The 13,191-nt window shown below is 42.6% G+C and carries 13 protein-coding genes and 2 pseudogenes; 7 read left to right on the top strand and 8 right to left on the bottom strand.

What is annotated here, in order from left to right; genetic code table 11:
• Window positions 1–50: 50 nt before the first annotated feature.
• The 7 genes and pseudogenes from HMPREF0080_RS00010 to HMPREF0080_RS00035 all read right to left on the bottom strand — a co-directional run bounded on the left by HMPREF0080_RS00010 (window position 51) and on the right by HMPREF0080_RS00035 (window position 4,077).
• On the bottom strand, window positions 51–335 hold the full coding sequence (locus HMPREF0080_RS00010; RefSeq protein WP_040346549.1) for a GIY-YIG nuclease family protein: 285 nt from the start codon (window positions 333–335) through the stop codon (window positions 51–53).
• A 6-nt stretch (window positions 336–341) separates the two neighbouring features.
• The gene (locus tag HMPREF0080_RS00015) at window positions 342–818 is read right to left on the bottom strand and encodes a peptidylprolyl isomerase (protein WP_006788979.1); all 477 of its coding nucleotides are present in this window, start codon (window positions 816–818) and stop codon (window positions 342–344) included.
• 34 nt (window positions 819–852) lie between these two features.
• Entirely contained in the window at window positions 853–1,815 is a 963-nt protein-coding gene (locus HMPREF0080_RS00020) for a M23 family metallopeptidase (protein WP_006788980.1), read from the bottom strand.
• 12 nt (window positions 1,816–1,827) lie between these two features.
• Window positions 1,828–2,352, bottom strand: a complete 525-nt coding sequence (locus tag HMPREF0080_RS00025) for a DUF4446 family protein (RefSeq protein WP_006788982.1) — start codon at window positions 2,350–2,352, stop codon at window positions 1,828–1,830.
• Between the two features lie 58 nt (window positions 2,353–2,410).
• Window positions 2,411–2,932: a ParB/RepB/Spo0J family partition protein gene (locus HMPREF0080_RS10325; RefSeq protein ID WP_006788983.1), complete on the bottom strand. Its 522-nt coding sequence runs from the start codon at window positions 2,930–2,932 to the stop codon at window positions 2,411–2,413.
• A gap of 25 nt (window positions 2,933–2,957) precedes the next feature.
• Complete coding sequence (locus HMPREF0080_RS11150; RefSeq protein WP_006788984.1) at window positions 2,958–3,311, bottom strand: ParB N-terminal domain-containing protein; 354 nt, start codon at window positions 3,309–3,311, stop codon at window positions 2,958–2,960.
• Window positions 3,301–4,077 (bottom strand): annotated as a pseudogene (locus HMPREF0080_RS00035) (ParA family protein). Before HMPREF0080_RS00035 ends, HMPREF0080_RS11150 begins: the two are co-directional and overlap by 11 nt.
• 181 nt (window positions 4,078–4,258) lie before the next feature.
• On the opposite strand from HMPREF0080_RS00035, the gene HMPREF0080_RS00040 reads away from it, so the two are divergent.
• Complete coding sequence (locus HMPREF0080_RS00040; protein ID WP_006788987.1) at window positions 4,259–4,924, top strand: hypothetical protein; 666 nt, start codon at window positions 4,259–4,261, stop codon at window positions 4,922–4,924.
• Between the two features lie 194 nt (window positions 4,925–5,118).
• Here the strand turns inward: HMPREF0080_RS00040 and HMPREF0080_RS00045 are convergent.
• A pseudogene (locus tag HMPREF0080_RS00045) lies at window positions 5,119–6,401 on the bottom strand (adenylosuccinate synthase).
• A 226-nt stretch (window positions 6,402–6,627) separates the two neighbouring features.
• Between HMPREF0080_RS00045 and HMPREF0080_RS00050 the strand changes: the two are divergent.
• The 6 genes from HMPREF0080_RS00050 (at window position 6,628) to HMPREF0080_RS00075 (ending at window position 13,108) form a co-directional block, all read left to right on the top strand.
• Window positions 6,628–7,728, top strand: a complete 1,101-nt coding sequence (locus tag HMPREF0080_RS00050) for an NADH:flavin oxidoreductase (RefSeq protein WP_006788990.1) — start codon at window positions 6,628–6,630, stop codon at window positions 7,726–7,728.
• 73 nt (window positions 7,729–7,801) lie between these two features.
• Window positions 7,802–8,554, top strand: a complete 753-nt coding sequence (locus HMPREF0080_RS00055) for a hypothetical protein (RefSeq protein ID WP_006788991.1) — start codon at window positions 7,802–7,804, stop codon at window positions 8,552–8,554.
• On the top strand, window positions 8,529–8,954 hold the full coding sequence (locus HMPREF0080_RS00060; RefSeq protein ID WP_006788992.1) for a GerW family sporulation protein: 426 nt from the start codon (window positions 8,529–8,531) through the stop codon (window positions 8,952–8,954). The genes HMPREF0080_RS00055 and HMPREF0080_RS00060 overlap by 26 nt, the downstream gene beginning before the upstream one ends.
• A gap of 113 nt (window positions 8,955–9,067) precedes the next feature.
• Window positions 9,068–9,496 carry an OmpH/Skp family outer membrane protein gene (locus tag HMPREF0080_RS00065; protein ID WP_040346554.1) on the top strand — a complete coding sequence of 143 codons (429 nt, stop codon included), beginning with the start codon at window positions 9,068–9,070 and terminating at the stop codon, window positions 9,494–9,496.
• A gap of 495 nt (window positions 9,497–9,991) precedes the next feature.
• On the top strand, window positions 9,992–10,312 hold the full coding sequence (locus HMPREF0080_RS00070) for a metal-sensing transcriptional repressor (RefSeq protein ID WP_040346557.1): 321 nt from the start codon (window positions 9,992–9,994) through the stop codon (window positions 10,310–10,312).
• A gap of 9 nt (window positions 10,313–10,321) precedes the next feature.
• Entirely contained in the window at window positions 10,322–13,108 is a 2,787-nt protein-coding gene (locus HMPREF0080_RS00075) for a heavy metal translocating P-type ATPase (RefSeq protein WP_006788995.1), read from the top strand.
• Window positions 13,109–13,191 lie beyond the last annotated feature (83 nt).

Here is a 13,191-nt window from a genome sequence, read left to right on the forward strand (position 1 = left end):
AACGACAATCGTTCAATTTTTGAAGGGGCTGTTTACAAGAATATCTTTCTTTATATATTGGTACTTTCCATTGCTTTTTCCAAAATAAATCTTCCCTTTGTAAAAAGGAGTTCTTTCTTCCGGCGCGGCCACCTTTTAATTTGCCACTCCCAATGCATGGCCGCATGCTTACTCGGAAAAGCTTTGCTCCACACAAGCTCAACGGGCAGACGTGATCTTGTATATTTGGCTCCTCTGCCGTGGTTATGCATAACCAAACGTCTCTCCACGTCTGCCGTATATCCCGTATAGAACGTATTATCCACGCAACGAAGCATATATGTGTAATAATACATCTGCGTTTAGAGACTGTCCGTAATGGAGAGAGATTCCAAAACAACATTGTTCAACGGTCTATCTGCACTGTTTGTCTTAACCTTACTGATTCTTTCAACAACATCATAGTTTTCTATAACTTTGCCGAAAATAGAGTGATGATTTTGCAGCCACGGTGTCGGTATCACGGTAATGAAAAACTGAGAGCGGCCCGTATTGGGCCCTGCATTAGCCATTGCAAGAATACCCGGCTCCGCAAAAGTAAGTCCCGGCGCGAATTCGTCAGGAATCATGTTATTAGAGCCTCCAAAGCCTGTGCCTTCCGGATCGCCGCCTTGGATCATGAAATCTTTAATAACACGGTGGAAAATCGTACCGTCATAGAATTTATTATCGGCCAATTTTTTAAAATTATCTACTGTAATCGGTGATTTATCGGCAAACAATTCAACCGTAAAATCGCCTTCACTTGTCTTAAAATGCGCATATAATGTATCTGCCATATTTCTTTTCTCTCCTCTTGGTCTGCTGTCCTTCTCAGGGCAGGAATAAAATGGGATTTGTCGGTACTCCGTTTATGCGTACTTCATAGTGAACATGCGGGCCTGTGCTATTACCCGTACTTCCGGCAAGGGCAATGATATCTCCCGTTTTAACCTCTTGCCCTTCCACGACGAGAAGCATTGAGTTATGACCGTAACGTGTTACCATGCTGTTACCGTGATCAACTTCAACAAGGTTTCCGTATCCCGAGACCCAGCCGGCCTGAGATATTTTACCGCTTGCCGTCGATCGTACGGGAGTACCGTAATCAACACCGATATCTATCCCTTCATGAAAGGTGCTGGCACCCGTCATAGGACTGGAGCGATATCCGAACTGAGATGTAATCGCGCCGGTTACAGGCCAAATGGACGGATACGCGGAAGTATTGTATTTTCCGGCTGATTGTTGCATGTGTACGACTTGCTGCCCCGCTGTATCACTAAGAACCGTCTTCAATGTTATAAAACTGATGATGCGGGCATTGCTCTTCGTTTCTAAACGAGAGGCAGCGTGCAGTAATTTATTATAGCCGGCATGCGACAAATCTTCATTCTTCTTACGTTGGCCTGCTACGCTGCCGTCACCTTTTGGGGATTCACCGGCGCCTGCGCCTTTAACCATCTGCCGAAGTTCCTGATCAAGAGAATCCATTTTATCCATTTTTTCTTGTAGCGATGTTGTTTTATCCCGCAATAATTCGAGCTGCTGTTGATGCAACTCTTCCTGTTGCCGCATCGAATTATAGGCTACAATACCGTAAACAGCACCAATAACACCGATTGTGCCAACAACAGCCCCTGCAAGAATTACCCTTTTATATTTCTTGTATTGTTCCGGTGAAATAACAACCGGTTTATCCGGAGCTTTCATTTGTTCCGCATAAAGCATTTTAATGAAAGCAATCCGTTCCCGTATTATTTCACACAAAAGTATCGCTTTATCCCGTATATTCAAAAAATCGCCTTCCTATCCTTTCTGAACGGGACTGATTATTCCCGTATAATGCAGCGCATTTCTGAGGCTTTCCTTTTCTTCTTCGCTCATACTGTAAAGACATTTTCCGTCTACAACAGGTTTGGCAAAAATACGTGATTCATTACGACCATATACACTGGATAAACAAAACCCGTTATTTTTACCATCAAGGAGTGTAAAGGCAAAACTCAAATTATTACCTATATTATCAAAAGCATTGTATTTTACGAAGCCGATTTTACAAAAACATTGATTTTGCATGAATAAAATGGTTTCTTGTGCAGTCCGCATCGTTTCCAATGTACTCCGTACTTCATGCAGACTTGCTACATCCGCATGAAGCTTTTTTTCCAAGCTCTGACCGATTTCATCCTGCATAAAGAAAGTATATTTCTTCTGCAGTTTAACAACACGATAATTCAAGAAGCCGATATATATCAGCAAGAGCAAAAACAGACCGCCTGCGACACAGACAGCTATAAAATTAAAAAGCTGCATGTTCAATCCGTCAAACATGATATCCTCCTGCTATGTATACGCTAATCTCTGATAAAGAGATTTTCATAATTCATCATCATACAGTAAATTTCATTGTCTCATCCGGACGGTTTTTCTCGTTTTCCTCTGTAAGAAGGGCTAAGAGTCGTTCAAATTCCGCTTCTGATGAGAAAGAGATCTCGATTTTCCCTGTATTTCCCTTTTGAACACGGATGGCAACATTCGTTCCTAAGCGCATTTTCAAACGATCTTGCAAGTCTTCTATATATGTATCGACACCCTTCGTAACCGTTCTTTTCTTGCCTTTCAAAAGGTGCTTCACCAAAGTTTCCGCCTGACGCGCACTCAAATCGGTCGCAACAATACGTTGAGCAACTTTCTCCTGTACTTCAGGTGATTTTAACTGTAAAAGAGGTCGCGCCTGTCCCATTGTTAAAGCTCCGTTCTCAATAAGTTTCCGCACAGGCGGAGCAAGAGACAAGAGGCGCATTATATTGGCAACGTGAGAACGACTTTTCCCGACTTTTGCAGCCAATTCATCTTGTTTCCAATTATTCATATCAATAAGGAGCTTATATGCTGCCGCTTCTTCAATCACATTCAAATTTTCGCGCTGGATGTTCTCAATAAGAGATTATCTCTGTAGCTTTGGTATCTTCACAGGTCCGAATAAGAGCGGGGATTTCTTTCAACCCAGCACGCTGTGACGCACGCCAACGTCGCTCGCCGGCAATCAGTTCATACGTTTTATCAGCGAGCGGACGTACAACAATTGGCTGTACAACACCGTAACGCCGAATGGAATCCGCCAAGGCCTGCAAAGCTTCTTCATCAAAAATCTGACGGGCCTGTCGCGGGTTAGCCGTGATAGATGTGACGGCAAGCAACGTTATGCCTTCAATTGAAGATATCTCTCTTTTCTGATCTAAGCCGAGAGACCCTAGTCCTCTGCCTAAACCGGCCTTTTTAGCCGACACGCTCAATCACCTCTTTCGCCACTTTCCTGTATACTGTAGCCCCCTTGGAATGCGGGTCATAGGTTATAATCGGTTCACCATAGCTGGGAGCTTCTCCAAGGCGTACATTGCGAGGAATAATTGTCCTAAAGACTTGATCGCCAAAGTATTTCTTCACTTCTTCCGCTACCTGCAAAGACAGGTTAGTCCTGCCATCATACATAGTCAGTAAAAGACCGAGAACAGCAAGATTCGCATTCATATCCAAAGCTACAGCCTGCACCGTCTCCGTCAGCTGTGCCAGCCCTTCAAGCGCATAAAATTCACATTGAACGGGAATAAGAACCGAGTCGGCTGCCACAAGTGCATTGATTGTCAGTAAATCAAGAGACGGAGGACAATCAATGAGAATATAATCGAAAGCCCTTCCGCGTGTCGTTCATACATTAATCAAAGCTTTTCTCAACGCGCTTTCCCGTTCCTCCATCGCCACGAGCTCCACAGTCGCACCGGCCAGATCCATTGTAGCAGGAGCAATAAAAAGTTTTTTTACAGCTGTTTCCGCGATGACATCATTCATATCCATAGCACCGATAAGACTATCATATGTACCGCCTTGAAGAGTGTGTTTATCAATACCAAGACCACTTGTCGCATTGCCCTGAGGATCAAGGTCGACCAAAAGAGTGTGTTTGCCTGCCTCTGCCAGGCAGGCGCTTAAATTAACGGCTGTCGTTGTTTTTCCTACACCGCCCTTTTGATTTGTAACGGCTATAACCTTAGCCACCGGACTCACCTCGTCGTATAAAATAGTGGGGGACAATACTCACATAGTCTATCGTATAGTATAGCATAAAGACGCGTTTTATACGACAGAAATTATTAGTCCCCACATCTCTATCGCCGCAATTATTACAGTGTTATAATAATAAGGAATTATATTAATTAGTGCGAAAAGGATACTATAAATGACAAAAACAGCCTTGCATATAGATGAAATAAAAAAGGAAAAAATTATCCACTACGGTATACAGCGTAATATATCTGAAATGGACGGCACCGCTATTGATAAGGCAATCACCTGTATTCTCGATTTTGCGGAACCCCGAGGCCTTTATGAAGAACTCCCATATGATATACCGTCTCATACCTTTTTAGGTAGACAGCCCTTCGGTGTCGAAGGGACACAGATCCTGCCGTTCCTTAAGCAAGCAGAAATAATCGTTGCCATGACGGCAACTTTAGGAAAAAAAGTAGATGCTGCCATAGATAATCTCTTCCTAGAGCAAAAGTTCACCGAAGGCATGATTCTTGACTGCACAGCAGCAGCGGCACTAGAATCTCTTCTGAATAAGCTGACTGAAATTATTGATATTACTTACTCTCGTGATGAATTTAAAACTGCATGGCGAGTTTGCCCGGGAGAAGGAGATTTCCCTCTGAGCCAGCAAGTGTCAATTCTCACGGCACTTGATTCCGCTAAGATAGGTATCACCGTTTCAAAAAGCCGTATGATTGAACCGCGTAAAACGATAACGGCTCTTTCAGGACTTAGTTCTCTCCAAAAGATGTGTAACGGCTCTTGCGGCGGTTGCTCCATGTCGGGACATTGCGGTGATGAAGACGATATATAGAAGTGCTCTCTAACCGTATAAAATCGGGAATAAGGAACTTACTTTGCTTTGCTTACCATCTTTTTATAAACCAAGAGTCGTTTTTTCTTTGGTCATATAACCGCAGAAAAAACGACTCTTGATTTATAAACGCATTCAAAAAGTCTCTGAACCCAATTCATTTACTTAGAGCTATTTAATTATCGTTTTATTGCTTAGAAAACATTATGTAAAACAATAGTCTGCGCACGATCAGGACCGACTGAAACAATCCCCAAAGGCACACCGAAGGGCTGTCTGATGCGTTCTACATAATAACGAGCATTTTCCGGTAATTCTTCATATGTCCGGCAACCGGAAATATCAGATTTCCAACCGGGTAATTCTTCATAAACCGGTTCCACATTCTGTAGTACATCAAGGCTTTCAGGATATTCCTGCAATTCCTTACCCTTATATATATAGCCTTTACAAAGACTAATATTATCAAATCCATCAAGAATATCAAGACGTGTAATGGCAAGATAATCAAGACTGTTCAACATTGCCGCATACCGCACAACAGTCGAATCAAACCAACCGCAACGACGACAACGGCCTGTTACGGTACCGAATTCATGACCTGTCCGGCGAAGATATTCACCGACTTCATTTACCTGTTCTGCAGGAAAAGGGCCCGCACCGACACGCGTTGTATACGCCTTGACAACACCGATTATTTCTGCATCCTACGTGGACCGACACCGGAACCGACACACGCACCACCGGCTGTAGGATTAGAGCTGGTAACGAACGGATAGGTTCCGTGATCCAAATCAAGCATCGTTGCCTGGGCTCCTTCAAAAAGAACTTTTTTCCCTTGTTCAATATACAGATTTGCCGAATATTCCGTATCTTTTACATATCCACGAATACGTTCGGCAAAAACAAGATATCTCTGCAAGATTTCATCATAATCAAATCCTTTACAATTATAATAAGTTTTAAAGAGCCGATTTTTCAACTCCAAATTAAGTTTCAACTTTTGACGGAATATCTTTTCATCCATTAAATCACCGATACGAATGCCCATGCGATTCACTTTATCTGCATAACAAGGGCCGATACCATTTCGCGTTGTACCGATTTGATTATCACCCCTCAATTTTTCATCTTCTTCATCAATCCGAATATGATATGGCATAATGACATGAGCACGCGTAGATATTTCAAGCTTACTGATTTGTATGCCTTTTTTTACCATGCCGTCGATTTCTTCTATTAATACTCCCGGATTTACAACAACACCGTTGCCAATAATACACGTCTTATCAGAAAATAAAATTCCCGACGGTAACAGACGAAGCGCAAATGACTGACCGTCTGCGACGACGGTATGACCTGCATTATTACCTCCCTGAGAGCGAATAACTACGTCAGCCTGTTGCGCTAAATAATCAACAATCTTACCTTTACCTTCATCACCCCATTGGGTTCCGAGTACCATAGCAGTTGCCATCTATTCAACATCCCTTCGCGCGCATAAATCACTTAACAAATACTTACATTATACACGAAAGGCCGCTATATGCCTATCGAATTTAATCATCCCGATTTGATAAATTCCTAATATAAAAGGGTATAATTATAGACATAATAATATATTAGCATTTTCAATATTTTTACGTTATAATGAGAAAATATATTGTTATAAAATACTTGCGGTCTAAGGAGAGAGTATAATTATGTTATTTGATAAAACTCAAATCGGCGGTATTGATGCGACGTGCCGTATCATTCGTTCTGCCACCTTTGAGGGCATGGCCGATATCAACGGGTATCCGACAGAACGGCTATTTCAAAACTATGAAACCTTGGCCGACGGCGGAAGCGGCATCATCATTACAGGTATGATGGCGGTCAGTCCGATGGAACCGTATCAACACTGTCAAATTCGCATCAGTTCTGATGATTGTATCAGGCCGTTACAGAAATTAACCGCTCACGTTCATGATCATGGCGGTAAAATAATCGCTCAATTGGTTATTATGGGTTCGGCTATCGCATTGCCGGAAGGGGACGGTATGCTTATCAGCCCCAGCGGTATTCCCGAAAAAGTCGTTATCACAGAAAGCCCTTTGCATGTTTTGCAGCCAGATGAAATCGAACAACTGGTCCGACAAATGACTGCAGCCGTTGTCCGCGCAAAAAAAGCCGGCTACGACGGGATTCAAATTCATGGCGCTCACGGCTATTTAGCAAGTAAATTTCTCACTCCTTATTTTAATAAACGCACAGACAAGTACGGCGGTTCTCTGGAAAACAGGGCACGTTTCCTCCTGGAATGTATTCGTGCGGCTCGTGAAGCCGTCGGTCCGTATTTTCCTATGTGGCTCAAATTGAATAGTGCCGACTATATGGAAGAAGGCAGTATGACCTTTGAAGAAAGCAAAAAGGTCATGACCTGGGCCGTAAAAGCCGGTATCAATGCCATTGAAATCAGCGGCGGCAATACGGCCTCTTTACCGCGTCAAGGGCCGATCCGCGCTATTCGCCGTACAAAGGAACCGATGTACTTCGCCTCATATGCCGCCGATGCCGCCGCCTGTCTTAAAAGCAAAGTCGATATCGGTGTAGTCGGCGGTTTCCGTAATGTTACGGATATGGAACAATGTCTGCAAACAACAAATATTTCATTTATTTCTTTAAGCCGTCCCTTACTCCGTGAACCGGATTTACCCAACCGCTGGCGAAAGGGAGATAAAGCCCCTGCACTCTGTATTTCTTGTTCTCGCTGCTTTAAAGCGGAGAATGTAAACTGTATTTTTAACGAAAAGAAAGACTAGCAAAACTTTTCCTGCCCCTATATAATGTAATAACATATAAACTATTTGCATATATCATAGAGGAGGTCCGTCCATGGCGGTCGTATTGGCCATTATTACATTACTTCTAATGGTAACCGTAATAATACTCTCCATCCCGTTCCATTATACCGTATACGGCCATATTGGCGATCCCTTTTCAGGAAAATTTACAGTATCCTGGTCAGGGCGAGCTTTTTTATTTTCTTACTCCTATACTTACGGCAAGCGACCTATTAAAGAGCGCTATATCCGCTGGCATACGGCAAAAAAAAGTGAGACTTTAAAAACCGCTCCAGAAAACTCAACAGGAAGAACACATACTGTTTCAGATAATAAAGCAGAAACCGTACAAATCGAAGTTGCTGTAAAAGAAACTTTAGAGCGGGATTACACACAAAAAAATATTGAATCCGCCACTGTAAAAGAACGATTTCCTTGGCGACATTTTATCTTAACTCAAGATTTCATAACTCTCTTTCTTGTTTTTTTCCATAAAATAATCTCGCACTCATGTATCCGAAAATTTACGCTCACCGGCACAATCGGCCTGAGCAAACCGCATGAAACCGGCATGCTTGCAGGCTGGCTATACACTTTTATGGCAAAATATATACGTAACTTATCTTTTAATTATTCAAATGAAGAATATAACGTGCATTGCACACTATCAGGCCGAATTATCCCCCTTGTCTTAATTTATTATACGCTTTCCTTTATACTGACACAGGAAGTGCGCACATTATATAAAGAATACATCATTTTCAGAAGAGGGCAGAAGAATGGACAACAATTACACCAGGAATAATCTCGAAACTATTTTTAAAAGCTTTCAGGATATGATTAAAGTTGAAACCGTCGTTGGTGAGGCCGTTCACATCGGCGATGCAATTCTCGTCCCTTTTGTCGATGTTACCTTCGGCTTCGGCTCAGGAGGAACGAACGGTAAAGGTGATACCGCCTGTGCCAGTGCAGGCTGCGGCGGCGGCGCGAAAATGGAACCGACGGCTATTCTGGTTATCAAAGGTGAGCGGGTAGAAATGTTTTCTATCAAGCAAGACGGATATCATGCATCAGGCTTTGAAAAGCTTATTGCCATGGCTCCCGAAATTATTGATAAGATGAAAAAAGATAAGTATATTTATATTAACGATGAAGGAGACCCCGACAAAGATACCGACACGGAGCCGAAAAATAATGAAGTATAATAATATAAATCTACTATTTCGTCACAATATAAGCCATTCCATTGTGTTTTCAGGCTATTTTTGCTATAATGAACTGGTGTAAAACGATTATTTGTTTTAGGAGGTATATGAACATGAATTTGAAAAAACAGCTCGCATCTTTTGCCGTAATCGGTATGCTCGGTGTTGCGGCAGCAACTTCCGCATTTGCGGCAGGTGTGGGCTATGTCAACTTTGATGCGTTAATACAGGCTCATAAAAACTATCCGAAAGCTACCGCGCAAATGCAGGATGCCGTAAAGAAAGCACAGGATGAATATAAGAGCAAGAGCGCCAAAATGCAGACGGAACAAGAGAAACAGGAGCTTGGCAACAAACTCAGTCAAGATCTTAATAAACTTGAATTTCAGTTACTGGATCCCATTCAGAAAGATATCGTCGCTAAAGTTGAACAAGACCGCCAGGCAAAAGGCCTTGATGCAATTGTATTGCAGGGTTCCGTCATAGCCGGCGCTGATAACGCAGTGGATGAAACACAGGCCGTCGCCGCTTTGTTGAAATAAGAGTTTAGCTAAAAGGTATGCTTGGAAATGAAGTGTACCTGTTTTATCGGACAATTACAGTTAAAGTGATTTTTTCGGAATGAGTCGGTATTCTACAGGGCTCATTCCTTTTAGTTTGATCTTAATTTGTTTAATATTATAACAATTAAAGTCCGTTTCAGTCATTTCCGGAAAGCTTACGTAAACGATATACTGTCTCGTAATATGGTAAATTCACAGTTTTACTAATCCGAAAATTGTTTCCAACACGCTATTATCCCGGTCATTTTTTAAATGCACGTGGATAATAGCGTGTTTTTTCTTGTATCCGATACGACTTATAGCTGATATGACCTTGGTTCAGAAATTTTTGTCATATTTGTAAGTTTATATAGTCCAAAAATATGATTTACATGCGCTTACCCCTTCTTATATTATTAAAAACTTTTCTTGACACATACCCCCATGGGGTATATATATAAGATATATTCAAGTATATTGCTCAGGAGACTTATTATGGTAAAAGAGAGCAAGTGTTGCTGCACGACGAACATAAAATTGAAATATCGCAATAAAGAAGACAAAGAATATAGACAACTTGTCTGTCGATTAAATCGTATTGAAGGACAAATCCGAGGTATAAGAAAAATGCTTGAAGATGATCGTTATTGTGTTGATATCCTAACTCAAGTCAGCGCCGTTCAATCTGCTTTAAACGCGTTTAGCAAAGAGCTTCTGGGACAACATATCAAAAGCTGTGTCGTTCATGATATTCAAGAAGGAAAGACTGAAGTCGTCGATGAGCTAGTGGTACTTCTACAAAAAATGATGAAATAGGTGATGTAAATGAAGCATGAAAAGTTTGAAGTCACAGGCATGACTTGTTCGGCTTGCTCAAGCCGTGTGGAAAAGGCGGTTTCCCAATTACCCGGTATAAACAAAGCAAGTGTTAATCTCCTTACAAACAGTATGCAGGTCGATTTTGACGACTCGGTTTTATCTGAACAGGACATTATCAATGCCGTTATCAAAGCCGGCTATGAGGCTTTTGTAACCGCTTCTTCCACCGCTCAAGCACGGCCGGTAAAAAATAGCGCCTCATCCGGTGCCGCCGCGGCTGTTACAGCGATGAAGAAACGCCTTATCTGGTCTGTTATTTTCCTCATTCCGACCATGTACATTGCTTCTCACAATATGTTCAAAGCCGTTTTTGGTCTACCTGTACCTGAATATATTGTCTCCCTTTTTGACGGGCCGCAAAATGCGATTACCTATGCATTTGCACAATTTATTCTCATCTTACCAATCCTTTATCTGAACAGACATTATTACATAAACGGTTTCAAAAGTCTTTTCCAAGGGGCTCCCAACATGGATAGTCTAGTCGGGCTCGGTTCTGCCGCTTCAGCCTTTTTCGGTATTTTTGCCATCTTCCGCATCGGCTGGGGACTCGGATACGGCAATATGCTACTCGTTGAAACGTACAGTACAAATCTTTATTTTGAGTCAGCCGGTATGATTGTCACTCTTATCACCGTCGGTAAATATATGGAAACCCGTGCCAAGGGAAAAACCAGCGAAGCACTTGAAAAGCTTATAAACCTTGCACCGAAAAATGCCACTGTAATCAGGAATGATATTGAATCAATTATTCCGGTTAGCGAACTCGTTATCGGCGATGAAATCATCGTTCGTCCCGGCGAAAGCATTCCTGCTGACGGCATTGTTTCCAAAGGAACAACAAGTATTGATGAATCCGCCATCACAGGTGAAAGTATTCCTGTCGACAAACAACCCGGTGACACGGTTACGGCGGCGACACTGAATAAAGCCGGAGCTATCCATATGACGGCCAAACGTATCGGTGCGGATACAACTATCAGTCAGATTATTCACCTCGTTGATGAAGCCAGCAGCAGTAAGGCTCCAATTGCCAAAACAGCCGATAAAATTGCGGGCATCTTTGTGCCTGTTGTTATTACCATTGCCTTGATCACGACTGCGATTTGGTATTTTTTCATGGGAGCGGATCCTGAATTCTCCTTTTCTCTCGGCATTTCCGTCCTCGTCATTTCTTGCCCCTGCGCTCTCGGTTTAGCCACGCCTGTAGCAATTATGGTAGGCACCGGCAAAGGGGCGGAAAACGGCATCCTTATTAAATCGGGCGAAGCTCTCGAACAAGCACACGTTATTGATACGGTCGTAATGGATAAAACCGGCACTATTACGGAAGGAAAGCCTGTTGTCACAGACATTATTCCCTTAGGTATGACGGCTGATAAACTTTTACCAATCGCGGCGGGACTTGAAAGTAAAAGCGAACATCCCCTGGCTACGGCCGTTGTGGATTATGCCAAAGACAAAGGCATATCTCCCGTACAGATAAGTAACTTCTCCGCCATTTTCGGCAAAGGCGTTCGCGCTAACATTAACGGTGAACCCTGGTATGCCGGCAACGCCCGTCTGATGACGGAAAACAACATTTCCGTTACAACTGTAGAAAAAAAATTGAATCACCTTGCCGATGACGGCAAAACACCTCTCCTCTTCGCTACAAAAAATACTGTCCAAGGTATTATTGCGGTCGCCGACATTGAAAAACCGACAAGTTCCCAGGCAATCGATCTTTTCAAAAAAATGGGGATCAATGTAATTATGCTCACAGGTGATAATACGCGAACTGCTAAAGCCATACAAAAGCGGCTGCACATTCCTCAAATAATAGCAGAAGTTTTACCGCAGGATAAAGAAAAATATATTGCTAAACTCCAGGCCGAGGGTCATCAAGTTGCCATGATCGGGGATGGGATTAATGACGCACCGGCCCTTATGAAAGCCGACCTGGGAATTGCAATCGGCGCCGGCACGGACGTTGCCATTGAAAGTGCCGATGCGGTACTCATAAAAAATGATCTTCTGGATGCCGTAACAGCTGTCCGCCTAAGTAAAGCCGTTATCAAAAATATTAAAGAAAATCTCTTCTGGGCCTTTATTTACAACATCATCGGTATTCCTCTCGCAGCCGGTCTCCTCTATCCCGCTTTCGGTATCAAACTTAACCCTGTGATCGGCGCCGCCGCAATGAGTATGAGCAGTTTTTGCGTTGTTATGAACGCTTTGCGGTTACGTTTTTTTAACGCAACTTATCCTAATGTTTCACGTGAAACAAGCACTGAACCAAACGAATCCGAAAAAACTACTATACACACCTGCTTGACTATTGACGGCATGACGTGTGCCCATTGCCAAAAACAGGTGCATGATGCCCTTTCGGTCATCCCCGGTGTAACAGCCGTAACCGTCGACCTGAAAGGCAAATCGGCCCGTATTGAAAGTAATCAAGCTATCCGAACATCTGTCTTTGCTCAAGCGATTACGGATGCAGGCTATACACTAATCATTCCTAAGGAGGAAAAACAAATGGAAACAACATTAAAAATCGAAGGCATGATGTGTAATCATTGTAAAAAACATGTTGAAGAAGCGCTCTCGGCCATGGATGGCGTTACATCCGTAAAAGTCGACCTCGAAACGAAAAGCGCCGACGTAAAAGCAATACGTGAAATTTCAATTGATGAATTTACAAAAGTAATTGCTGACGCAGGCTATGAACTCGTAAATATACACAACTAAAGAGAGGGTGCAGCAGAGTAAGATAAAATCTTTATTCTGCTGCACCCTCTCTTTAGTATTTTAATTGCATTTTTTCCGGATGT

Origin of the sequence: Megasphaera geminata F0357, assembly GCF_000239275.1 — a bacterium.
In the GTDB taxonomy this organism is placed as follows: domain Bacteria; phylum Bacillota; class Negativicutes; order Veillonellales; family Megasphaeraceae; genus Megasphaera; species Megasphaera geminata.